This is a genomic window from Brevundimonas sp., from assembly GCF_029946145.1.
Lineage (GTDB): Bacteria > Pseudomonadota > Alphaproteobacteria > Caulobacterales > Caulobacteraceae > Brevundimonas.
This window is the reverse complement of record NZ_JAQSDY010000027.1, coordinates 272,915-294,223: the sequence shown is the minus strand read 5'-3', so window position 1 is coordinate 294,223 and position 21,309 is coordinate 272,915. Positions and strand designations below refer to the sequence as shown.

Genomic DNA, 21,309 nt, shown 5'->3' with positions numbered 1-21,309 from the left:
GGCGCCAAGCCACTGGAAGCAAGGATCGCGCCGGAGCCACCCCTTCGCGAGACAGGCCGTATAGCCGGTCAGTCCCATCATGGGAAGACGGTTCGTTACAGACCGTTAACCGGAGCCGTTGTCGCTGGTAAAGCTTGCGTGAACCAAGAGAATATCGCGCGAGTTGAACAGTGTATTCGCCATCGGGCGGGCACAGGAGTCGGCTGCAACGTGTGTGACCCATCTCGGCCCGACTCTGAATGCATTCAAAGTGGCCGATGCGCCACTCAACTGTGCTTCAGTGGTCACGCTTACAGTATTGGACCTGTTTTCCGCTTTGTTCAGCGGGCTTTCCGGCCGGGTCTCCATCCGGCTATGACCCGCCCATGAGCGCCGACGCCACGCCCGCCCCCGTTTCCCCAAGTCCGCCCCGGCGCGCCGCCGGTCGACGCATGCTGATCGTCGCCGCCGGGGTGCTGGGCGTCCTGCTGATCCTGTTCGTGATGCTGTGGCTCAACCGCCGCGCCGCCACGCGTCAGGTGCTGATCGGCTGGCTGGAGCAGCAGGGCGTCGACGCCGACATGGATATAGAGCGGCTGGAGATGGACGGCCTGGTCGCCCGGGTCCGCATCGGCGATCCCGCCAACCCCGACGTCGTCGTCGAACGTGTCGAGGTGGACTACGGCATCGGCGCGCCCTGGTCGAAGGGGGGGCTCGGCGTCATCCCGACCCGCATTCGCCTGGTCCGTCCGGTGGTCCGCGCCAGCGTGCGCGGCGGCAAGCTGACGCTCGGCTCGCTGGATCCCCTGGTCGAGAAATTCACCGGCCGCCCGCCCCGCCCCGACAGCCGCGGTCCCCTGGTGATCGTCGAGAGCGCCCGCGTCCGGCTGGACACCGACTACGGCCCGACCAACATCCTGGGCGACGCGCGGATCGACAACGGCAAGCTGATGCGGCTGATCGCCCGCATGCCGGCCACCGCCTTCAAGAGCGGAGAGGCCGAGGCCCGGGGTCTTCAGGCCGCCGTCGACCTGACCACCACCGGCGACCGCATCGCCGTCCGGCTGGACGCCGCCGCCGACCGCGCGCCCCTGCCGGGGTTCGAGGGCGAGGCGGCGAAACTCGTTGTCACCGGAAACCTGCCCTATCCGGATCTGAAAGGCCGCCGGGGCGACGGTCGCGCCGCCCTGAACGCCGCCTTCACCGCGGCCCGCCTCTCGTCCGGCGCAACCACGGCCCGGGGCGCCGACGCCCGCCTGACCTTCTCCGGCCAGACCGCGGGCTGGATCGAGACATTCCGCATCGACGGCGCCGGCGACCTCGACGTCCGCGCCGCGCGGATCGAGGGGCCCGCCGCCGCGTCCGGCGCTCGCCTGCGTCTGGACCGCGCGCGGTCCGTCTTCAGCCGCGACGCGCGAGGCTTCGGCTGGCGGCTGGAAGGTCCCGCCACGGCGACCGCCGCCCGCGCCTCGGGTTCCGGACTGGACGGAACCGGGGTCGCCCTGCGCTCCGCCCGCATGGTGCTGGGGGGCCGGGGGGCGGCGCTGGAGGCCGAGGGGCCCATGGCCCTGTCCGCCGACCGTCTCGCATGGAACGATCTGGTCCTGACCGGCGCGCGGGGCGGCGGACGGATGGATCTGGTCGTCGATCAGGGCCTGCGCTTCGACGCCGCCGGCTCCCTGACCGCCGCGCGCGGACGCTGGCCCCTGTTCGGTCCCGCCAGCCGCGACGACGTGCCTGAACTGGCCGGGATGAAACAGGCCCTGTCCGCCTTCGCCGTCGACATTCCCGCCTTCAGCCTCACCGCCGATCCGTCCGGAACCCGGGTCGCCCTGACCCGTCCGGCCACCCTGCGTCCGGTCAACGGGGGCGTCCTGACGCTGCATCCCGCCGCCACGCCCCTTTTCACCGCCGCGCCCGGCCGGCCGGGCGGCGGCGCGCTCAGCCTGACGGCGACCCGGGGTCGGGGTCTGCCCGAGGCGGCGTTCGCCATTCCCGCATGGCGCCTGACTCCGACCGGCTTCACCGCCACGCTGGACGGCCGCGCCGCCCTCGACTTCGGCCTCGCCAAGGGGATCGCCGTCCAGACCCGGGGGGAACTGACCTCGTCGACCGGCCGCGTCACCTATGTCGCCAGCGGCTGCGGCCCGATCACGGTCGAGCGGCTGGAGCTGGACGAAAGCGACGTCACCGCGCTGGCCGGCCAGATCTGTCCCGCGGCGCGTCCGCTGGCCAGCATCGCGGACGGCGGCTGGCGATCGGACGGCGCCGTGCGCGGGTTCAGCGCCGACGCCCCCTTCCTCGCCCTGCATTTCGGCGACGTCCAGGGCGGCTTCACCGCCATCGGCGGTTCGTCCGGCATCAACCTCGACACCCGCATCGCCGGCGCGACGGTCTCCGACGCCACCACGCCTCTGCGCTTCAACCCTCTCGGCGCCACCGGCGCGGCCCGCATGACGGGCGAGGACTGGACCGGCGGCTTCGACCTGACCCGCGACGGCGCCGCCCTCGGTCGCCTGACCCTGGCCCATGACGGCGGGTCAGGTGTCGGCGGCATCGCCATCGACGCCCCGTCCCTGATCTTCGCCGAGGGAGGCCTTCAGCCCGGCGATCTCAGCCCCCTGGCCGGAGATTTCGTCGGTTCGCCCGCGACCGGGTCGGTCGGTTTCAACGGTCGCGTCGACTGGCGCGCTGATGCAGAGGGGACCAGCTCGGGACGCCTGACCATCCCCGGCCTCGACTTCGTCAGCCCGGCGGGTCCGGTCAAGGGTCTGCGCGGAACCGTCGACTTCATCAACCTGGCGCCCCTGACCGCCGCGCCGGGCCAGCGCCTGACCGCCGACCTTCTGGAGTCGGTTGCGCCCCTGACCGACATCGAACTGACGTTCGGCCTCGACAAGGCGGGCGTGACGATCCAGGCCGGCGACCTCGCCGCGGCCGGCGGCCGCATCAGTGTTGAGCCCTTCGCCGTGCCGCTGGACCCGAACCAGCCGATCACGGGCGTCATCGTCCTCGACAAGGTCCAGCTGGGCGAAGTCCTCGCTGGCTCGGGCTTCGGCGACAAGGTCCAGCTGGACGCCCTCGTCTCGGGCCGTCTGCCCTTCACCTCGACGCGGGAAGGCGGCGTCCGCATCACCGGGGGTTCGCTGGCCGCGGTCCAGCCCGGCCGCCTGTCCATCGCGCGCGAGGCCCTCAGCGGGCTCGAGGCCGGCGGCGGCGGGGAGGGCGTGCCACCCAACACCATTCAGGACCTCGCCTATCAGGCCATGGAAAACCTGTCGTTCGACCTGCTCTCGGCTGAGGTGAACAGCCTCGACGAAGGCCGGATCGGCGTCCTGTTCCGCATCCGCGGCCGTCACGATCCGCCCCGGCATCAGGAACTGCGCATTTCGATCGCCGACTTCATCAGCCGCGAATTCCTGAACCACGAGCTGCCCCTGCCGTCCGGCACGGGCATCGACCTGACGCTGGACACCACCCTGAACCTCAACCAGCTGGTCGGCGACCTGCTGGACCTGAACCGCGCCCGCAACGGCCAGGCGTCGCCGGCTCCGACACCTGCCCCGGTCACGCCGTGATCCCGCCGCCTTCGCCGTTCAGAACCCGTTCACCCCGCAAGGCGTTAAGTCGCGGTGGATTGAAGACCGGAGACGACCGACCATGACCCGGACACGCACACGCCTCGCCCTATTCGGCCTCGTGGCCGCTCTCGGAGCGGGCGCCTGCACGCCCACGGTCCGGCTGCAGGTCGATCCGATCCAGATCTACGCCAAACTCGACGCCGACGTCCGCGTGCGTCTCGACAAGGAGCTTCAGGACCTCCTCATCGAAAACCCCAACCTGTTCTGACGCGAAAGTTGACCCAGATGTCTTTGCGCAAGTTCTTCGTCGTCGCCGCGGCCGTCGCGGCCCTCGGCGTCGCCGCGGGCGCGGCCTTCGCCCAGACCACCGCCCAGAAGTCCATGATCGACGCCGCCAAGGCGCAAGGAACCGTGGGCGAACAGGCCGACGGCTATCTCGGCTTCCGCGTGCCCGCATCGGACACAGCCTTGACCCAGGCCGTTCAGGTCACCAACGCCGCCCGGCGCGAGGCCTATGCCCGCAGCGCCCAGGCCGCCGGCACCACCGCCGACATCGCCGGAGCCCGCATGTTCGAGGGCCAGCTGTTGCCCCGCATCAGCTCGGGCCAGTGGTACCGCAACGCCCAGGGCCAGTGGGTCCAGCGCTAAGCGCGGCCTTACGGACCCTTTCGGAGTCCAGCGGGGTTTCCTGTGTGGCCGGTCATTCGGCCTGACCGGAAAGATGATGCGCACCGCGTCCCAATGCATGGCGATGGCCGCTCGCATGGACGGCTTCGCCGCCCGCGATTCCGCGCCGGTCGTGCGCGCCGCCTGGATCACCATGGCCGTACACTGGCGCGACCTGGCGCATCAGGCCGAGTGGCAGGACAGGTACACGGTCGAGCGCCTCTAAGTCGGCTTGCCAACCTAATTTCCCACAGCGCCGCATTTCAGCGTACAGCTGACCGGCAGGCCGCCTCTTTCCGCGCGCCCGCGCCGGACGGCCCCTCCGCCATGTCGACGACGATCCCCGGGATCGAGGACGCACAGACGCTCGCCCAGGCGATTGTCGACACCATCCATGAGCCGCTGATCGTCCTCGACGGAGGCCTTCGGGTCCTGGCGGCCAGCCGCGCCTTCTATGAGATATTCAAGGTCGATCCGGGCCACACCATGGGGCGGCTGCTCTATGACCTTGGCGATGGTCAGTGGAACATCCCGGCCCTGCGCCTGCTGCTCGAGACCATTATTCCCGAAAAGACCGCCATGGACGGGTTCGAGGTCGATCACGACTTCCCCGGCGTCGGCCGCCGCACCATGCTGCTGAACGCGCGCAAGGTGATCTACGAAACCAGCCCCAACAGCACCATTCTGCTGGCCTTCACCGACGTCACCGCGCGCCGCGCCGTCGAGCGCGAACTCGCTGAACTGCTCCAGCACACCGAGGAACTTCTGCGCCAGAAGCAGGTCCTGCTGCAGGAGATGCAGCATCGCGTGGCCAACAGTCTGCAGATCATCGCCAGCATCCTGCTGATCAAGGCCCGCGCCGTGACCTCCGAGGAGACCCGCCTCCACCTCAAGGATGCGCATCAGCGGGTCCTGTCGGTCGCGGAGGTCCAGTCCCACCTCCACGCCTCGGGCGATCTCGACCAGATCGAGGTTGGCCCCTATCTGATCAAGCTGTGCGGCAGCCTCGCCGCCTCCATGGTCGGCGAAAATCAACCCATCGCTATCCGCGTCAACGCCGACCACGGCTTCATCGGCTCGGACAAGGCCGTCAGCATGGGGCTGATCGTCACCGAACTGGTGATCAACGCCATCAAATACGCCTTCCCGACCGGCCGCCCCGACGCCCTGGTCATGGTCACCTACGAGAGCGCGGGGAAGGGCTGGGTTCTGGTCGTCCATGACAACGGCGTCGGCGCCGTGGACGCGGTTCCTTCGCCACACGGCGGTCTCGGCACCGCTATCGTCGAGGCGCTGGTCACACAGCTGGACGCGCGCATGACGCTGGCCGCCAGCCCCGGCATGACGGTCTCGATCCGCCACGCGGCCTGACCACGCCGCTCGCGTCCGCGGCCGGACGCGCCTACATCTGTCCGCATGATGTTCCGCGTTCTCCGCAATCTCTTCATCGCCGCCGTCGTCTCGGCCGTCGCCACCGGCCTGATCAGGCTGTTCTGGAAACTGATCGGCGGCGGCGCCCTTCCGCTGCACGGCTGGATCGCACTGTCGCTTGGCGTGCTGGGCACGGTCGCCCTCGCCTGGGTCCTGATGGGCCTCGCCTTCAAGTCCAGCCGCGAGGGCTGGGACGACCGCGTCGACAATACCCTGGACCCCGGTCGCGACGACGCCGACCGCTCTTGAGCCGACGCCCCGCCCGCGCGATAGGTCACGGATGACCGACGCCCCCGCCCATCCCTCCGACATCACCTACGCCGGCTATCTGGCCCTGGACGATCTGCTGGCCGCCCAGCATCCGATCTCGGACGAGCACGACGAGATGCTGTTCGTCGTCATCCATCAGACCAAGGAGCTGTGGCTCAAACAGATCCTGCACGAGGTGACGCTGGCCCAGACCCTGGTCCGCGGCGGCGATCTGGTTCCCGCCTACAAGAGCCTGGCCCGCATCAGCCGCATCCAGGCCGTCATGACCATGAGCTGGGACATCCTGGCCACCATGACCCCCGCCGACTATCTGCGCTTCCGCGGCGTTCTGGGCTCGTCGTCCGGCTTCCAGAGCGATCAGTTCCGCCGCTTCGAATACATGCTGGGGCTCAAGGACGACCGCTTCCTGCGCTTCCATGAGGAACGCCCCCAGGCCCACGCCGCCCTCCGCGCCGCCCTCGCCGCGCCCAGCCTGTATGACGACGCCCTGCATCAGCTCGCCGCCGCCGGCCTGCCCGTCCCGGCCGAGGTCCTGTCCCGCGACGTCAGCAAGCCGTGGGAGCCCTCGGAAGGCGTCGAGGCGGCCTGGCTGGAGGTCTATCGCGACACGACCCGCTGGTGGCCCTTCTACCAGCTGGCGGAAAAACTGGTCGATCTGGACGACGCCCTGCTGACCTGGCGGCACAAGCATGTCGTCACCGTCGAACGCATCATCGGCCGCCGCCGCGGCACCGGGGGCACCGAGGGAGTGGCCTATCTGACCGAAACCCTGCAGCGCCGCTGTTTCCCCGAGCTCTGGTCGCTGCGCACGAAGCTCTGAGGGGCGTGCCATGAGAACCGTCGTCGCCATCGTCGCCGCCCTGCTTCTCACGACGGGATGCGACCGGCCCGAAGCGCCCCCGCCCGCTGACTCAGGGCCGCTCCCGCCCACCTCCCCATCCGCCTCCGCGCCCGCCTCCCCGCCTGTCCTCCCGGGCGCCGCGTCCGCCGACGCCTCCGCTCTCGTCTTCATGGATGCGGCCGGCGCACCGACCGCGACCCTGAGCTGCGGGCCCGATGGGCTCCGCATCGTCGTGCCCGGCTTCCGGCCGATCGGCAGCGAGGATCGGCTGAGTATCGGGACAGAGGGAGAGGCCTTCGCTCTGGTCGCCGATCTCGCGGCGCCTGGCCCGGGCGTCACCGCCTCGGGCGCGCCGGAGTCCGACCTGCTGGACCGTCTGGCGCGGGGAGGGGTGCTGTTCGCCAGCTACGGTCAGCAGACCGTCGGACCCTTGGCCGCCGCGTCGCCCGCCGGGCTGCAAACCCTGGTTTCGCACTGCCGCCGTCGCGAATAGGCGCAACCAAAGCGGGGGTGCGTCGGTTTCATGGGCAGTGTTTCACCAACGGAGCCTCCCCCATGAGCACCCCCAACCATCACGACATCCACGTCCTGAACAGCCTGATCGAGACCACCATCGACAGCGCCGACGGCTACCGCGAGGCCGCCAAGGAAACCGAAAAGCCCACCTTCAAGGCCCTGTTCGAGGCACGCAGCTTCGAACGCCAGCAGGTCGTCACCGATCTGCAGGGCGCGGTCCGCACCCTGGGCGGCGACCCCGAGGACGACGGCACCATTCTGGCCAAGGCGCACCGCGCCTTCCTCGACGTCAAACACGCCCTGCTGCGCGACGAACAGGCCGTGGTGAACTCGGTCGAGACCGGCGAGGACTTCATCAAGGGCAAGTTCGAGACCGCGCTCGAGGACTCCGACGTCTCGGCCACGACCCGCGAAACCATTCGCCGCGCGTACACCACGGTGAAGGACGGCCACGACCAGATGCGCGATCTCAAGCACAGCCTGGAAGGCCAGAAGGACGCGGACGGCCGGCTTTACCCGAACTGACGTCATCTCCGGCGACAATGAAAAAGGCCCCGGCGTTTCCGCCGGGGCCTTCGTCATTCTGGCGGCCGTGGAGCCGCCTATGCTTCGGTGTCGGCGGCCGTTTCGGCCTTGCCGGTTTCCGGCACGACGACGCCCTTGACCGGACGCACGGTCTGCTTTTCGGCGATCCGGGCCGACTTGCCGCGGCGGTCACGCAGGTAATACAGCTTGGCGCGCCGCACGACGCCGCGACGCTTGACCTCGATGGCGTCGATGTTCGGCGACAGGATCGGGAAGACCCGCTCCACGCCTTCGCCGAAGGAGATCTTCCGCACGGTGAAATTCTCGTTCACGCCGCCGCCGGCGCGGGCGATGCAGACGCCTTCGAAGGCCTGGATGCGTTCGCGCTCGCCTTCCTTGATCTTGACCATGACGCGCAGGGTGTCGCCGGGCTGGAAGTCCGGAATCTTGCGGGTTTCGATCAGGCGGGCCTTCTCTTCGGCCTCGATGGTCTGAAGGATGTTCATTCTATTCTCCTCGAGCTTTTGCGCTCTTTACCTGTGATTTGGCGGGCTCAAGTCCCGCATGGGTCGTCTTGTCCAGATGCGCCGTCCAGAGGTCTGGGCGCCGTTCCCGGGTCGTCTCTCGCCGCTGCTCTTCGCGCCATTGTGCGACCTTCTTGTGGTCGCCCGACAGAAGCACCTCGGGTATCTCCAGCCCCTCGAACGTCCGCGGTCGCGTGTACTGCGGATGCTCCAGAAGACCGTCCTCGAAGCTTTCCGAACTCAGGCTCATCGCCTGGCCCAGCACTCCGGGGATCAATCGAACGCACGCCTCGATCACCACCATCGCCGCCGCCTCGCCGCCGGCGAGAACCGCGTCTCCGACGGAGACCTCCTCGAACCCGCGCGCGTCCAGCACGCGCTGATCCACCCCCTCGAAACGGCCGCACAGGACGGTGATCCCGTCCGCCTTGGCCCATTCCTTGACGCGCGCCTGGGTCAGGGGCCGACCCCGGGCGCTCATGTACAAAAGCGGCCGTTGCGGCCCGGACACGCTATCGAGCGCCCTCGCCACCACGTCCGCCTTGAGCACGGCTCCCGGGCCGCCACCCGCGGGGGTGTCGTCCAGGAAGCCGCGCGTATCTGTGGAAAAGGCCCGAATGTCAACCGTTTCAAGGCTCCAGAGCCCGCGCTCGCGCCACGCCGTGCCGATCAGCGAGACGCCGAGCGGCCCCGGAAACGCCTCGGGGAACATGGTCAGGACGGTGGCTGTGAAGGGCATGGGGTGATGAGTGGCTAGTGGCTAGTGGCTAGTGATTAGTGGTTAGCGCCGACCTTCGTCGCTGGACCCGACCCTCTAACCCCAACGCCACTCACTAGCCACTAGCCACCAGCCACTCCTAGCAAACCTGCCCCGCGGCCCAACCCGACGACCAGGCCCACTGGAAATTGTAGCCGCCCAGCCAGCCCGTCACATCGGCGGCCTCGCCGATGACGTACAGGCCCGGCACCTCCTTCGCCCGCATCGTCTGCTGATCCAGCTGGTCGGTCGCGATGCCGCCCAGGGTGACCTCGGCGGTGCGGTAGCCCTCGGACCCCACCGGCTTGACGGTCCAGGCGTTCACCGCGGCGTCGAGGCGGCGCAGGGTCTTGTCCCCGACCTCGGCCAGCTTTCCCTTCACGCCCTCGCGCTCGCAGATGCTCTCGGCCAGGCGGCGCGGGACGATGTGGCCCAGGGCCGTGTGCACCATCTGTTTCCCGTTCTCCTCCTTGGCCGCCTTGAGCCGCGCGTACACGTCCTCGCCCGGAGCCATGGCCACGGTGATCGCCTCGCCCTCGCGCCAGTACGAGCTGATCTGCAGGATGGCCGGCCCCGACAGCCCCCGATGGGTGAACAGCATGGCTTCCTTGAAGGAGGGCCTATCGCCCTTCGGGCTACTTGAGGCCACGGACACCACCGCATCCACCGCCACCCCCGCCAGCGGCTTCAGTTGCTCCAGCAGCCCCGCCTCGAACGTCAGCGGCACCAGCGCCGGCCGCGTCTCCGTCACCCGCAGCCCGAACCCCCGCGCGGCGTCATAGGCCCAGCCGGTGGCGCCCATCTTGGGGATCGACTTGCCCCCGGTGGCCAGCACCAGCGACCGCGCCCGCACCACCGACCCGTCGGACAGCGCGGCCTCGAACCCCTCGCCGTCGCGCCCGACCCGCTCGACCGAGGTCCCCAGCGACAGCACCACGCCCGCCACCCGCATATCGTCGGTCAGCATGCGGATGATCTGTTTGGCCGAGTCGTCGCAGAACAGCTGGCCCAGGGTCTTTTCGTGCCAGGCGATGCCCGCCCGGTCCACGCGCCTGACGAAGTCGTGCTGGCTGAACCGTTTCAGGGCCGAGGTCGCGAACCGCGGGTTCTCGCCGAGGAAATTCGCCGGCCCGGTCCCCAGGTTGGTGAAGTTGCACCGCCCCCCGCCCGAGATGCGGATCTTCTCGCCCGGCGCCCGCGCATGGTCGAGCACCCGCACGGTGCGTCCGCGCCGCCCCGCCTCGATGGCGCACATCATCCCGGCCGCGCCGGCGCCGACGATCAGGACATCAAGGGTCTGGGCCTTCATCCGCGCGCCTTAGCACGGACGGCGAAAAACACAGTCTACAGCGTCTACAGAGTCTCCTCGGTCTATTTCGGGGCCCGGCCGGACGTCGTTCGGTGGTCGGTTCGGTCGCGCATCCGGATCAGTATGGCCCCGCCCCGAACCAGGGCGCGCAGAAACCCGCAAACCCCGTCGTGGCGTGAAAAATCGCGTTGCTCGAAGTTTTATTGCCGGCGCCCGAAAAAGCGGGATTCGTTGGGGAGAAGGCCGGCCCCACCCTTTCCACCCGTCATCCTCGGGCTTGTCCCGAGGACCCATTCATCCGCCGCACGGGCGACCGGAAGCCTCGCGGACCATTACGGCGCGCCGCCCCTTCAGGCGTTCGGGACTGCTGAACCATGGGTCCTCGGGACAGGCCCGAGGATGACGGGATGGGATGGCGATGGGGCGGAGCGATAGAGGGCCGCCCTCCACACAAAAAAGAACAAACCGGCAACATTCCCGTTGCGAGTCGCCGGGCGGAATGCTTTTCCTCTCCCGGGGCCGGTCTTCACATCCAGCCAGTCAGAGAGAGCCAGCCATGACGCCCGAAGACCCTTCCATTGAGGATGTGGGCGCCCGCCTCCTCGCCGTCCGCCTGCTTGAAGTCCTGGGGGGCCTGGACCTGACCAGCGCCGACGGCCGCGCCGGCATCGGCAGCCTCCTGTCCGAGATCGAGCGCCTCTCCCCCGGCGCCGTCCTGCAACAGGCGGCGCGGATCGAGCTGCGGGCGCTGGGGTGGTCGGGGTCGCGCGGAGGGTCCGTCCCGGACCTGCATGGGGCGTCGTAATCCGGACCGGTAGCGGCTGGGAGCCCAATGAAACACGAGGCCAGAACAACCGGCATTGAATCTGACCTCGAAGTAAACCATGCCATAGTTGGAGTGCGACGCCCCCTTTGGCTTAGCCTCCCAACACCGAGATTTCTTCCGCGCCATTGATTTTGACGCGGCTTTCTGGCCGAGGACTGGGCGATCTAGGCATGACAGTGGTGCAACTGGATACCTCACACCCCGCCGTTGAGCGGGAAAATGGCGCGCCCCCGCGTGTGGTTTGGGATCGGTCCCCGGAACTCGACCTCGGTGCGCGTTTCCTCCTCGGAGAGCCATACGACCTTCGGCTACTCGTAATTAGAAACGTAGCGCCTGATGTGAGCTTGCAGCTCGCCCGTAAAATGGCCGACCTAGCGAACTTAACTCTCGTCCACCTGTCAAGAGCTTGGCATCCTCGAGTCTTACCAATAGCTCTTGCAGGCTATCTGACAAATAAAACGGGCACCATCGCTGGCTCGCTGGTGGTCGAGATATTGAAATTTACTACCGCAGCCGCTGTTCATACACTTTCTGGAAGTCCGAGACTTCGTAGCGTCTCTAATTATATACATAGTCAAAGAAGAGCGGGAGCACCAGTTCGACTTAGCGAAGCATTGTCGCGATTTGGTATCCGCATGCTTCCAACTCTATCGGATGAGATTTTAGACGCCGAGTGGGCGAGATCAAAAGCCCCGGAAACGGCCTATCGCGAAATATTCGAGCATGATCTCGACCAGAATGATTTCCTTCTTCGAGCGCTACAGTCCGAATGTTTCTATATGAACTATCTCGTCGGACCAGCTGTTGAACGGTTCGAATCAAATATAGGAAAGACCATACCTTGTAGGTTGGCGGTCGGAGATGGATCGACGGTAGCTAAGATTTCTTCACGGCTGAAGAGGATAATGGAACGCTGGCGCTTAATATGGGAATGGAGAATTTAAGCAGCGCGAAATCCCTTATCCATTCAGAATATCCAGCGATTCCTGATTCTCAACTGGAGAATATACTTGAAGGTTCTGGTTTGCGCCTCATCCACGGCGGCCAGCGCTCCTATTTCTTTGGAGAAAAAGAGCTAGATAAGGCCCTCGCTGCTGCCGAGACGTCCGTATCCAGCTCGTTGAAGGAGCAGGACCTAGAAGCAAGGCGAGGCTTGGTCCAAGCAGAAATGCAGGACGATGTCTTGCGCCTGCGAGGACGTGGGGCGGTTGATTCAGGCACTCCGCAAGACGTTTTAGAAGCACTTCGCGAAGATCACTTGGGAGATGTTCAGAGGCTCCGGGCAGCACTAGCAGGTTCAAACGCCGGTCAAGGTTTCTTGGCTCGACTTGAGGCAGTCGAGCGACGTCTGGTTCAGCCTTTAACGGAAGCGAACTCCGTAGTGTTAGCGTCCCAAGTGCGGGCGTTGGAGACGATGTTTCCTGCAGTTAGTGAGATGCTTACGGACGTCACCAGCGCTGACCTCGCCGCAATGTTGGCGGGTCTCGGACTATTCGTTCGGCAATTCCCCGGTTGGCGTCAGCTCATAGTAGAGGCGCAAGAATTTACTGCGGTCGATGAAGATACCCTTTCTAGAGTGAGCACTGCATCCGACATTATCGAGAGCGAGCCTGAGTACGTTGAGGCCGAACTCATTGTCTATATTGAAGAAATTAAATCTCTCGCGACCACTTCGGATGATGAGGTTGTTAAGTTCGGGTACATGCGGTCGGTCGGTAACGTGCTTCGGGCCGTCGGTCGCTATCTCCGCGCGCGACTGTACGGAAGCGCCAAAGTTTTCAACGATACCGTCGATGGGACTTTAGGAGCAGGAGCAGCATTTATCGTCTTTGGCAGTGCGCTGCTCGCCGCCAAATCTCAGCTGATTCAATTGGCGGCCTCGATACCGGACGAATTCGGGTGGCTGATACCCCTCCTAACCGCCTTAGCATCAAAAATCGCTTCTGGATGAGAGTGGCGAGAAGCTGGTGGTTCGCCCCCTCAATGCACCTCGTCCCAGTTCGCCGCAGCCCGCATCCACCACCAGCGGTACGGTCAGGGCCACGGCCGGTTCCGCCGCGCCCTCCATCGTCCGCTTGATCACCACAATCGCGCGCTCGGCCTCGGCTTCCCGGGCCTCGAAGACCAGTTCGTCGTGGACCTGCGCCGCGCCGCGCAGTCCGGCCGTCAGCTGGTTGTCCCCAACGGGTCGACACCGCATTCCCAACGGTCGCAATAACGGCGCTTCAGTTCCGTGATCGCTGCCTCGTCTTCAGGGGTGGCGTCGGGAGAAGCCGCGTAGAAATCCTCGTCCGAGGGAGGGTCGATGTTCTCGCCGGCCAGCATGCGCTGCAACTCATCCTCGGTGAACAGACGGGCGGCCTGAAGCACCAGGGCGTCCGTTGCGCGTACAGGGTCAAAAGGCATCAATTCATCGATCCAGGCCCCGACGATGCTCCGCCTGTCGAAGTCCAGCCCGTTCATCATCGAGTCGCGATACGATGGCGGGAAGTCCTCCGCCCTGTCGCTCACAACCTTCCGCGCGAGGGCCAGCTTTCCGCCCGACGGTTCGGGGCCTGTCCAGCCACCGAACGGGACCCCCTCGTCCGCCATTGCGAAGCGAACCGTGGTCTGGATCATCCGACCCACGATCTGTCCATCCACCCGGGCCGCGCGGACATCGGCACTGGCGATGGTAACCCGCGCCGCCGCCCCGAAGCCCAGACCATGCGGAGCTTCATCGGCGACCTCGCAGAGGAAGGGGTGGCCGTCATCCTCGATCCAGCACCGTATCCGGGCCCAGCCTCCCTGCTCGAGCATGGCCGCGAAACCGGGATACAGCATCTCCGCCACAAGCGGATCGGCCGGTCGAGCCCAAGAGGGCGAGGTCCGTTCCTGCGCCTCGACGCCGCCGCCGTGCGTGGTCAGGGCGCAGGCGAGCGCCATCACCGCTATTGCATTTCGCTTCATGGAATCCCCCGTCCCCGCGCCATCTCATCATGCGGTAGACCGGGTGTCCACGCGGGACGTTCAGCGCCGGGTTAGTGCGCCTCATCCCAGTTCCCCGCCGCTCGCGCCTCCACCACCAGCGGCACCGTCAGCGCCACGGCCGGTTCCGCCGCGCCCTCCATGGTCCGCTTGATCACCACGATGGCGCGGTCCGCCTCCGCTTCCGGGGCCTCGAAGACCAATTCGTCGTGGACCTGCAGCAGCATCTTCGTCTTCAGGCCGGCGTCCGCTAACGCGCCCGGCATCCGCATCATGGCGCGGCGGATGATGTCGGCGGCCGCGCCCTGGATGGGGGCGTTGATGGCGGCGCGTTCGCCGAACTGGCGCTCGGCCCCCGACTTCGAATGGATGGCGGGGATGTGGATGCGGCGGCCGAAGACCGTGCTGACCATGCCGGTCTCTCGCACCTGGGTCTTGGTGGCGTCCATGTATGTGCGGATGCCGGGGAAGCGCTCGAAATAGGTCTTGATGTAGGCGCCGGCCTCGCCCTGGTCGATGTTCAGCTGGGCGGCCAGGCCGAAGGCGCTGATGCCGTAGACGATGCCGAAATTGATCGCCTTGGCGCGGCGGCGGGTCTCGGGGTCCATCTGGTCGACGGGGACGCCGAACATCTCGCTGGCCGTGGCTGTGTGGATGTCGATGCCGGCGGCGAAGGCGCGCTTGAGCTCGGGGATGTCGCCGATGTGGGCCAGCAGGCGCAGCTCGATCTGGCTGTAGTCGGCGCTGATCAGCACATGGCCGGGGGCGGCGATGAAGGCCTGGCGGATCTGGCGGCCCGTCTCGGTGCGGATCGGGATGTTCTGGAGGTTGGGGTCGGAGGAGGCGAGGCGGCCGGTGGTGGCGGCGGCGAGCTGGTAGCTGGTGTGGACGCGGTCGGTGGTCTTGTCGGCGGCCTCGATCAGGGCGTCGGTATAGGTGCCCTTGAGCTTGGCCAGCTGGCGCCAGTCCAGCAGGACGCGCGGCAGGTCGTGGGTCAGGGCCAGGGTTTCCAGGGTGGCGGCGCCGGTCTCCCACTGGCCCGAGGCGGTCTTCTTGCCGCCGGTCAGGGCCATTTCGCCGAACAGGATGTCGCCGATCTGGCGCGGGCTGCCGATGTTGAACGGGCGGCCGGCCATCTGGTGGGCCTGGGTCTCCAGCTCGGCCATGCGCATGCCGAACTCTGACGACAGGCGTTTGAGGCGGTCGGGGTCGACGCGGACGCCGGCCCGCTCCATGTCGGCCAGGACCGCGGGCATGCCGCGCTCCAGCGTCTCATAGACGGTGGTCAGGTGTTCCTCGGCCAGCCGGGGTTTGAGGATGCGCCACAGGCGCAGGGTCACGTCGGCGTCCTCGGCGGCGTAGCAGGTGGCCGGTTTCAGCTCGACGTGTTTGAACGACTTCTGGCTCTTGCCGGCGCCCGCCACCTGTTTGAACGGGATGGGGTCGTGGCCGAGGTGGAGGCGGGCCAGCTCGTCCATGCCGTGGCCGTGCAGGCCGCCCTCGAGCACATAGGAGATCAGCATGGTGTCGTCGATCGGGGCGACGCGGACGCCGCGCCGGGCCATGACGGCGATGTCGTATTTGCCGTTCTGCATGACCTTGAGGACGGCGGGGTTCTCCAGCAGGACCTTGAGCCGCTTGAGGGCCTCGGGCTTGTCGATCTGGGTGATCGGCTCGCGCTGGTCGGTCTCGCCGCCGAAGTCCAGACCGCCGGCGTTGGCCGCCGGCTCGTGCTCATGCGTCAGCGGCACATAGCAGGCGTCGTTGGGGCCGATGGCGAGGGAGACGCCGCACAGGCCGGCATGGGTCGCCGACAGGGCGTCGGTCTCGGTGTCGAAGCCGACGACGCCGGCCTCGGTCGCCCGGGCGATCCAGGCGTCCAGCTCGTCCAGGGTCTGGACGCAGCGATAGGCCTCGATGTCGAAGGTCTGGGCCTCGGCCGGGCCGGTCGGGACCTGGCCGTAGCGGGGGGTGGCGACGGGGGCGGAGGGGGCGCGGGGGCGGGCGACGAAGGCGGTGCCGTCTTTCGCGGGGGCCTTGCCGTCGCCGACGCGGTTGCGCAGGGAGCGGAACTCCATCCGGTCGAGGAAGGCGCCCAGCACCTCGGGATCGGGGTGGCGGACCACGAAGTCGTCGATCGGCTCGGGCGCCGGGGCGTCGCAGGTCAGGCGCACCAGCTCGCGGCTGAGCAGGATCTGGTCGCGGAAATTGATCAGGGTCTCGCGTCGTTTCGGCTGTTTGATCTCGCCGGCCCGCGCCAGCAGGGCATCAAGGTCGCCGTACTCATCGAGGAGCTGGGCGGCGGTCTTGGGGCCGATGCCGGGGGCGCCGGGGACGTTGTCGACGCTGTCGCCGATCAGGGCCTGGAGGTCGACCATCTTCTCCGGGAGGACGCCGAACTTCTCCATCACCGCGTCCTCGGCCAGACGGCGGTCCTTCATCGGGTCCCACATGACCACGCCGCCGCCGATCAGCTGCATCAGGTCCTTGTCGGAGCTGACGATCACCGCCTCGCCGCCGGCGTCGCGCGCCTTGCAGGCATAGGTGGCGATCAGGTCGTCGGCCTCGTAGCCGGGCAGCTCCAGACAGGCGACGCCGAAGGCCGCCGTCGCCTCGCGCACCAGCGGGAACTGCGGGATCAGATCCTCGGGCGGGGCCGAGCGGTTGGCCTTGTACTGGTCGTACAGGTCGTTGCGGAACGTCTTGTCGGAGTGGTCGAAGATGGCCACCAGATGGGTCGGGCCGTCGCTGCCCTTCATGTCCTGCAGCAGCTTCCACAGCATGTTGCAGTAGCCCTGGATCGCGCCGACCGGCAGGCCGTCCGACTTGCGCGTCAGGGGCGGCAGGGCGTGGTAGGCGCGGAAGATGTAGGCCGAGGCGTCGATCATCCACAGCCGAAGGGCGGGGCCGTCCTGGGTCAGGGGGCGGTCGGCGGATTCCTGTGGCGATTCTGGCGCGGTGTCGGTCATGCGGCGAACATAGGGGGACGCGGCCCCGCCGTCACCGCCCTCCGGTCATCGCTCTGCGCGTCAGGAGACCCAGGTGTTCCTGCACTCGCTGACAGTCCAGGCCGCGAAGCCCGAGATGACCCGGCACTCATAGCCCATGCCGGCCAGGGGACCGTGCATGATCCCGGTCGCCACCAGGGCGCCGCCTCCGTCATAGACCGGCCGCGCGAAACTGACCCAACGGACCCGCTGGCGCGGATCGCCCGTCCCGTCGGGATCAAAGGCCTCGAAGGCCAGACCGTGGCGGCTCCAGTCGCAGCGCGGCGCGTAACCGTCCTCGAACCGGAGCGGCGGCGGCCGGTTGTCGGTGCTGTTGAACCGGTAGTGCTCCTTGGCCACGGCGGCGATGACGGCGCAGTCATTGCCGTTCTGCGCCATCGGCGGCGGTCCGCCGGGCGTGGGCTCCGGCGGCGTGGCGCAACCGGTCAGCAGGGCGGTGGCGGCGATCAGGGCGAGGGCGGGACGCATGGCGGCTCCTCTCAGGAACGCAGGCCGGTGATCGTGCGGTTGGGCGCGATGTCCTCGGCCGAGGTCAGCAGGTGAACGAGGGCGGGGCGGCCCGCGTTCCGCGCGGCCAGCAGGGCGGCGGGAAAGTCTTCGGTCCGTTCGCAGCGCACGCCGAACGCGCCGAAGGCCTCGGCGTATTTGACGAAGTCGGGGTTCCTCAGGTCCGTGGCGATGACCCGGTCGGCGCCCGGATAGTGGCCTTCCTGGTGCATGCGGATGGTGCCGTAGGTGCCGTTGTCGACCACCACCACGACCACGTTGATCCCGTACTGGACCGCCGTGGCGATCTCCTGGCCGGTCATCAGATAGTCCCCGTCCCCGGCGATGCAGATGACCTCGCGGTCGGGATGCACGCTCTTGGCGGCGATGGCGGCGGGATAGCCGTAGCCCATGGCGCCCGAGGTCGGCGCCAGCTGGGTGCGGCAGGCCCGGTGGCGATAGAAGCGGTGCAGCCAGGCGGCGAAATTGCCCGCGCCATTGGTGATGATGGCCGTCGGCGGCAGGACCTCGCCGAGGTGGGCCATGCACTCGCTCATGTTGACCGCTCCGGTCACCAGCACGGGGGTCGAGAAGGCCTGGTAGTCGGCATGGGCGGCGGCGGCCTCGTCATGCCAGGTCCGGCCGGGGTCGATCGTGGACAGGGCCATGGCGGCCAGCGAATTGTCCGCCGTCGCGCTCATCAGCGGGGTCCAGACCCGGCCAAGCTCTTCCGCGCCGGGATGGATGTGGACCAGCGTCTCCGCCGTGCGGGCGCGGTCGAACAGGGTGTAGCCCTGGGTCGGATTCTCGCCCAGCCGCGCCCCGATGGCGATGATCAGATCGGCCGCCTTCGCCCGCGCCGTCAGCTTCGGATTGCAGCCCAGGCCCAGGTCGCCGGCGTAGTTGGGCCGGTCGTTGGACAGGATGTCCTTGCGGCGGAACGACAGGCTGACCGGCAGGCCGATCTTCTCAGCCCAGTCGCCGATGGCGGCGGCGGCTTCCTCGCTCCAGCCCGAGCCGCCCAGCACCAGCAGCGGGCGCTCGGCCTTCGCCAGCCGCGCCCGCACCTGTTCGACGAAGGCCGGGTCGAGGGCCGCCCGGGCGGGGACCACCGGCCGGATCGGGGCGGGGCCGCCGTCGCCGTGGAGGATGTCCTCGGGCAGGGCGATGACCACGGGGCCCATCCGGCCCTGCAGGGCGGTGGCGAAGGCGCGCTCGACCACCTCGACGGTGCGTTCCGGGCTCTCGATCTCGGTCGCCCATTTGGCCAGACCGCCGAAGACCTCGCGGTAGTCGACCTCCTGAAAGGCGCCGCGGCCGCGGTCGGTCAGGGCGATCTGGCCGACGAACAGGATCATCGGCGTGGAGTCCTGGTGCGCCGTATGCACGCCGATCGAGGCGTGGGTCGCGCCGGGCCCGCGCGTGACCATGCAGACGCCCGGCCTGCCGGTCAGCTTGCCGTAAGCCTCGGCCATGTTGGCGGCCCCGGCCTCGTGCCGGCAGGCGATGACCTGGATGCGGTCCCGCACGTCGGCCAGGGCGTCCAGCACGGCCAGATAGCTTTCGCCCGGAACGCAGAAGACGCGGTCGATCCCGTTCATGACGAGGGTTTCGACAAGGCGGCGGGCGGCGGTGTTCGCAGGCTGGGTCATGCGTGGCGGGTTAGCAGATCGAACCCCGCCTTGGCCATGCAACCCCACCGCCACGCTTGCGTTTACGGTGAAGGTTCAACCCTCTCCAAGGAAATCCCATGAAGAAGATCATCGCCCTGACCCTCGTCGCCGCCGCCCTTGCAGTTTCGGCCTGCAACACTGTTTCAGGCGCTGGCCGCGACGTTTCGGCAGCCGGCCGTGCGGTCACCACCACTGCGGAAGAAGTCAAGAACTAGGCTTTTGGCCTCGAAGCGAATGAAAGGCCCGCCGCTTTCCGGCGGGCCTTTTTCGCATCAGTAGACCACGCCGGTCAGATACAGTCCGTCCGAGGGCGCGACCGGCCCGCAGGCCGCCCGGTCGCGCGCCGCCAGCGCCGCCGTCACATCCTCGACCGCCCAGCGGCCCTGACCCACTTCCGCCAGTGTGCCGGTCATGGAGCGCACCTGCCGATGCAGGAAGCTGCGCGCCTCGAACACCAGATGCACCTCCTCGCCGCTGCGGGTCACCCGGGCGACGTCCAGCGTCTTCTCCGGCGATTTCGACTGGCAGTTCACGTCCCGGAAGGTGGTGAAGTCGTGCAGGCCGACCAGCGTCTGCGCCGCCGCATGCATGGCCCCGGCGTCCAGGGCCTTGCGGATATGCCAGACCCTGCCCTTGTCCAGGGCCGGCGGGCCCGGACGGCTGAGGATGCGGTACAGATAACGCCGGCCCGTGGCCGAAAAACGGGCGTGGAACTCATCGTCCACGGCGGCGCAGTCCAGCACCGATACGGCCTCGCCGACCAGATGGGCGTTGAGGGCGTTCATCACCGTCCGCTCGGGCCAGGCCTTGTCGAGATCGAAGCTGATGACCTGGCCGGTGGCGTGAACCCCGGTGTCCGTCCGCCCGGCGGCGGCGATGCGCACCGTCTGGCCGCAGAAAGCGGTGATGGCCGTCTCGATCGCGCCCTGCACCGTCGGCTGGTCGGGCTGGGCCTGAAAGCCGTTATAGCCCGACCCGTCGTATTCCAGCGTCAGCCGGTAGCGGGCCATTACGCGAGCACAGTCCCGGTCGGCAGGGCGAATCCGCGCAGCATCTCGTCCGGCGTCTGGGCCGCCTTGCCCGCGCGCTGCACCCGCAGCAGCCGGACGACCCCATCCCCCGTCGCGATGCGCAGGTCGCCGTCCAGAACCTCGCCCGGCGCGCCGCCGCCGCCTCGCAGCGACACCCGGGACATCAGGGCCTTGATCCGCACCGGGCCCTCCGGCCCCGGGGCTTCAAACCATGCGCCGGGGAAGGGCGACAGGCCGCGGATATGGGCGTCGACCTCGGCCGCCGGGCGGGTCCAGTCGATGCGCGCCTCGGCGGGGGTGATCTTCTTCGCATAGGTCGGTTCGCCGGCCTGTTCCGTCCCCTCGACCCCGCCGCGCTCGATGGCGGCAAGGGCCCGCGGCCACAGGCTGGCGCCGGTGTGCGACATGCGTTCGGACAGGGTCGCGGCCGTGTCGTCGGGCCGGATGTCCATCACTTCGGACAACAGGATCGCACCTTCGTCCAGACCCTCGGTCATGCGCATGATCTGGACGCCGATCTGGCGGTCGCCGGCCATGATGGCGCGCTGGATCGGGGCGGCTCCGCGCCAGCGTGGCAGCAGCGAGCCGTGCAGGTTGAAACAGCCGAGGCGCGGCGCATCCAGCACCTCCCGCTTCAGGATCTGGCCGTAGGCGACCACGCAGGCGGCGTCGACCTCGAGGCTGCGGAAGGTTTCGATGGCGTCCGCCGCCTTCATCGACTCCGGCGTGAACACCGGCAGGCCCATGGTCTCGGCGAAGGCGTGGACCGGCGACGGCGTCAGTTTCTGGCCGCGGCCGCGCGGCTTGGGCGGCTGCGAATACACCGCCGCCACCTCATGGCCCGAGGCGATGAGCTCGGCCAGCGACGGCACGGCGAAGTCGGGTGTTCCCATGAAGGCGAGGCGCATGGGAGGCCTTT

At 67.9% G+C, this 21,309-nt stretch carries 21 protein-coding genes and 1 pseudogene; 12 read left to right on the top strand and 10 right to left on the bottom strand.

Annotated elements, in window-relative coordinates:
* Positions 1–365 precede the first annotated feature (365 nt).
* The 9 genes from PSV23_RS13500 to PSV23_RS13460 all read left to right on the top strand — a co-directional run bounded on the left by PSV23_RS13500 (position 366) and on the right by PSV23_RS13460 (position 7,809).
* Positions 366–3,557, top strand: coding sequence for a YdbH domain-containing protein (locus tag PSV23_RS13500; protein WP_300469847.1), 3,192 nt, complete (start codon positions 366–368; stop codon positions 3,555–3,557).
* A gap of 82 nt (positions 3,558–3,639) precedes the next feature.
* Positions 3,640–3,828, top strand: a complete 189-nt coding sequence (locus PSV23_RS13495) for a YnbE family lipoprotein (RefSeq protein WP_300469845.1) — start codon at positions 3,640–3,642, stop codon at positions 3,826–3,828.
* A gap of 17 nt (positions 3,829–3,845) precedes the next feature.
* Positions 3,846–4,208, top strand: coding sequence for a YdbL family protein (locus PSV23_RS13490; protein ID WP_300469843.1), 363 nt, complete (start codon positions 3,846–3,848; stop codon positions 4,206–4,208).
* Between the two features lie 76 nt (positions 4,209–4,284).
* Entirely contained in the window at positions 4,285–4,452 is a 168-nt protein-coding gene (locus tag PSV23_RS13485; RefSeq protein WP_300469841.1) for a hypothetical protein, read from the top strand.
* Between the two features lie 101 nt (positions 4,453–4,553).
* A complete protein-coding gene (locus PSV23_RS13480; protein WP_300469839.1) occupies positions 4,554–5,597 on the top strand; it encodes a sensor histidine kinase in 1,044 nt (347 codons plus the stop codon).
* Between the two features lie 48 nt (positions 5,598–5,645).
* The gene (locus PSV23_RS13475) at positions 5,646–5,906 is read left to right on the top strand and encodes a hypothetical protein (RefSeq protein WP_300469837.1); all 261 of its coding nucleotides are present in this window, start codon (positions 5,646–5,648) and stop codon (positions 5,904–5,906) included.
* A gap of 31 nt (positions 5,907–5,937) precedes the next feature.
* A complete protein-coding gene (locus PSV23_RS13470; RefSeq protein ID WP_300469835.1) occupies positions 5,938–6,747 on the top strand; it encodes a tryptophan 2,3-dioxygenase in 810 nt (269 codons plus the stop codon).
* Between the two features lie 10 nt (positions 6,748–6,757).
* The gene (locus PSV23_RS13465; protein ID WP_300469832.1) at positions 6,758–7,261 is read left to right on the top strand and encodes a hypothetical protein; all 504 of its coding nucleotides are present in this window, start codon (positions 6,758–6,760) and stop codon (positions 7,259–7,261) included.
* A 62-nt stretch (positions 7,262–7,323) separates the two neighbouring features.
* Entirely contained in the window at positions 7,324–7,809 is a 486-nt protein-coding gene (locus PSV23_RS13460) for a PA2169 family four-helix-bundle protein (protein ID WP_300469829.1), read from the top strand.
* Between the two features lie 77 nt (positions 7,810–7,886).
* Here the strand turns inward: PSV23_RS13460 and rplS are convergent, their stop codons facing one another.
* The 3 genes from rplS to PSV23_RS13445 all read right to left on the bottom strand — a co-directional run bounded on the left by rplS (position 7,887) and on the right by PSV23_RS13445 (position 10,399).
* Positions 7,887–8,315, bottom strand: a complete 429-nt coding sequence (rplS, locus tag PSV23_RS13455; protein WP_055827069.1) for a 50S ribosomal protein L19 — start codon at positions 8,313–8,315, stop codon at positions 7,887–7,889.
* A 1-nt stretch (position 8,316) separates the two neighbouring features.
* Positions 8,317–9,072, bottom strand: a complete 756-nt coding sequence (gene trmD / locus PSV23_RS13450) for a tRNA (guanosine(37)-N1)-methyltransferase TrmD (RefSeq protein ID WP_300469825.1) — start codon at positions 9,070–9,072, stop codon at positions 8,317–8,319.
* 118 nt (positions 9,073–9,190) lie between these two features.
* Positions 9,191–10,399, bottom strand: a complete 1,209-nt coding sequence (locus tag PSV23_RS13445; RefSeq protein ID WP_300469823.1) for an NAD(P)/FAD-dependent oxidoreductase — start codon at positions 10,397–10,399, stop codon at positions 9,191–9,193.
* Between the two features lie 556 nt (positions 10,400–10,955).
* Between PSV23_RS13445 and PSV23_RS13440 the strand changes: the two genes are divergently transcribed.
* Both PSV23_RS13440 and PSV23_RS13435 read left to right on the top strand, forming a co-directional pair.
* Positions 10,956–11,204 carry a hypothetical protein gene (locus tag PSV23_RS13440; protein ID WP_300469821.1) on the top strand — a complete coding sequence of 83 codons (249 nt, stop codon included), beginning with the start codon at positions 10,956–10,958 and terminating at the stop codon, positions 11,202–11,204.
* Positions 11,205–12,150: 946 nt separating this feature from the next.
* Positions 12,151–13,176, top strand: a complete 1,026-nt coding sequence (locus tag PSV23_RS13435; RefSeq protein ID WP_300469819.1) for a hypothetical protein — start codon at positions 12,151–12,153, stop codon at positions 13,174–13,176.
* Positions 13,177–13,205: 29 nt separating this feature from the next.
* Here PSV23_RS13435 and PSV23_RS13430 read toward each other — a convergent pair.
* The 5 genes and pseudogenes from PSV23_RS13430 to PSV23_RS13410 all read right to left on the bottom strand — a co-directional run.
* Positions 13,206–13,389 (bottom strand): annotated as a pseudogene (locus PSV23_RS13430) (DNA polymerase); the annotation flags it as partial.
* Between the two features lie 2 nt (positions 13,390–13,391).
* Positions 13,392–14,150, bottom strand: coding sequence for a hypothetical protein (locus tag PSV23_RS13425; protein ID WP_300469815.1), 759 nt, complete (start codon positions 14,148–14,150; stop codon positions 13,392–13,394).
* A gap of 95 nt (positions 14,151–14,245) precedes the next feature.
* Positions 14,246–17,161, bottom strand: a complete 2,916-nt coding sequence (gene polA, locus PSV23_RS13420; RefSeq protein WP_300469813.1) for a DNA polymerase I — start codon at positions 17,159–17,161, stop codon at positions 14,246–14,248.
* A 60-nt stretch (positions 17,162–17,221) separates the two neighbouring features.
* Positions 17,222–17,668 (bottom strand): hypothetical protein, encoded by a 447-nt coding sequence (locus tag PSV23_RS13415; protein WP_300469811.1) that lies wholly within the window; start codon positions 17,666–17,668, stop codon positions 17,222–17,224.
* An 11-nt stretch (positions 17,669–17,679) separates the two neighbouring features.
* The gene (locus PSV23_RS13410; RefSeq protein WP_300469809.1) at positions 17,680–19,338 is read right to left on the bottom strand and encodes a thiamine pyrophosphate-binding protein; all 1,659 of its coding nucleotides are present in this window, start codon (positions 19,336–19,338) and stop codon (positions 17,680–17,682) included.
* 98 nt (positions 19,339–19,436) lie between these two features.
* On the opposite strand from PSV23_RS13410, the gene PSV23_RS13405 reads away from it, so the two are divergent.
* Positions 19,437–19,574: an entericidin A/B family lipoprotein gene (locus tag PSV23_RS13405; protein WP_300469806.1), complete on the top strand. Its 138-nt coding sequence runs from the start codon at positions 19,437–19,439 to the stop codon at positions 19,572–19,574.
* A gap of 57 nt (positions 19,575–19,631) precedes the next feature.
* On the opposite strand, the gene truA is transcribed toward PSV23_RS13405, so the two are convergent.
* Both truA and fmt read right to left on the bottom strand, forming a co-directional pair.
* Positions 19,632–20,369, bottom strand: a complete 738-nt coding sequence (gene truA, locus PSV23_RS13400; RefSeq protein WP_300469804.1) for a tRNA pseudouridine(38-40) synthase TruA — start codon at positions 20,367–20,369, stop codon at positions 19,632–19,634.
* The gene (gene fmt, locus PSV23_RS13395) at positions 20,369–21,298 is read right to left on the bottom strand and encodes a methionyl-tRNA formyltransferase (protein ID WP_300469801.1); all 930 of its coding nucleotides are present in this window, start codon (positions 21,296–21,298) and stop codon (positions 20,369–20,371) included. The genes truA and fmt overlap by 1 nt, the downstream gene beginning before the upstream one ends.
* Positions 21,299–21,309 lie beyond the last annotated feature (11 nt).

Excerpts from the sequence above, each read along its gene's own strand:
- PSV23_RS13500 (WP_300469847.1), top strand. The coding sequence starts at position 366 with ATGAGCGCCGACGCCACGCCCGCCCCCGTTTCCCCAAGTCCGCCCCGG.
- PSV23_RS13495 (WP_300469845.1), top strand. The coding sequence starts at position 3,640 with ATGACCCGGACACGCACACGCCTCGCCCTATTCGGCCTCGTGGCCGCT.
- PSV23_RS13490 (WP_300469843.1), top strand. The coding sequence starts at position 3,846 with ATGTCTTTGCGCAAGTTCTTCGTCGTCGCCGCGGCCGTCGCGGCCCTC.
- PSV23_RS13485 (WP_300469841.1), top strand. The coding sequence starts at position 4,285 with ATGCGCACCGCGTCCCAATGCATGGCGATGGCCGCTCGCATGGACGGC.
- PSV23_RS13480 (WP_300469839.1), top strand. The coding sequence starts at position 4,554 with ATGTCGACGACGATCCCCGGGATCGAGGACGCACAGACGCTCGCCCAG.
- PSV23_RS13475 (WP_300469837.1), top strand. The coding sequence starts at position 5,646 with ATGTTCCGCGTTCTCCGCAATCTCTTCATCGCCGCCGTCGTCTCGGCC.
- PSV23_RS13470 (WP_300469835.1), top strand. The coding sequence starts at position 5,938 with ATGACCGACGCCCCCGCCCATCCCTCCGACATCACCTACGCCGGCTAT.
- PSV23_RS13465 (WP_300469832.1), top strand. The coding sequence starts at position 6,758 with ATGAGAACCGTCGTCGCCATCGTCGCCGCCCTGCTTCTCACGACGGGA.
- PSV23_RS13460 (WP_300469829.1), top strand. The coding sequence starts at position 7,324 with ATGAGCACCCCCAACCATCACGACATCCACGTCCTGAACAGCCTGATC.
- rplS (WP_055827069.1), bottom strand. The coding sequence starts at position 8,315 with ATGAACATCCTTCAGACCATCGAGGCCGAAGAGAAGGCCCGCCTGATC.
- trmD (WP_300469825.1), bottom strand. The coding sequence starts at position 9,072 with ATGCCCTTCACAGCCACCGTCCTGACCATGTTCCCCGAGGCGTTTCCG.
- PSV23_RS13445 (WP_300469823.1), bottom strand. The coding sequence starts at position 10,399 with ATGAAGGCCCAGACCCTTGATGTCCTGATCGTCGGCGCCGGCGCGGCC.
- PSV23_RS13440 (WP_300469821.1), top strand. The coding sequence starts at position 10,956 with ATGACGCCCGAAGACCCTTCCATTGAGGATGTGGGCGCCCGCCTCCTC.
- PSV23_RS13435 (WP_300469819.1), top strand. The coding sequence starts at position 12,151 with ATGGGAATGGAGAATTTAAGCAGCGCGAAATCCCTTATCCATTCAGAA.
- PSV23_RS13425 (WP_300469815.1), bottom strand. The coding sequence starts at position 14,150 with ATGGCGCTCGCCTGCGCCCTGACCACGCACGGCGGCGGCGTCGAGGCG.
- polA (WP_300469813.1), bottom strand. The coding sequence starts at position 17,161 with ATGACCGACACCGCGCCAGAATCGCCACAGGAATCCGCCGACCGCCCC.
- PSV23_RS13415 (WP_300469811.1), bottom strand. The coding sequence starts at position 17,668 with ATGCGTCCCGCCCTCGCCCTGATCGCCGCCACCGCCCTGCTGACCGGT.
- PSV23_RS13410 (WP_300469809.1), bottom strand. The coding sequence starts at position 19,338 with ATGACCCAGCCTGCGAACACCGCCGCCCGCCGCCTTGTCGAAACCCTC.
- PSV23_RS13405 (WP_300469806.1), top strand. The coding sequence starts at position 19,437 with ATGAAGAAGATCATCGCCCTGACCCTCGTCGCCGCCGCCCTTGCAGTT.
- truA (WP_300469804.1), bottom strand. The coding sequence starts at position 20,369 with ATGGCCCGCTACCGGCTGACGCTGGAATACGACGGGTCGGGCTATAAC.
- fmt (WP_300469801.1), bottom strand. The coding sequence starts at position 21,298 with ATGCGCCTCGCCTTCATGGGAACACCCGACTTCGCCGTGCCGTCGCTG.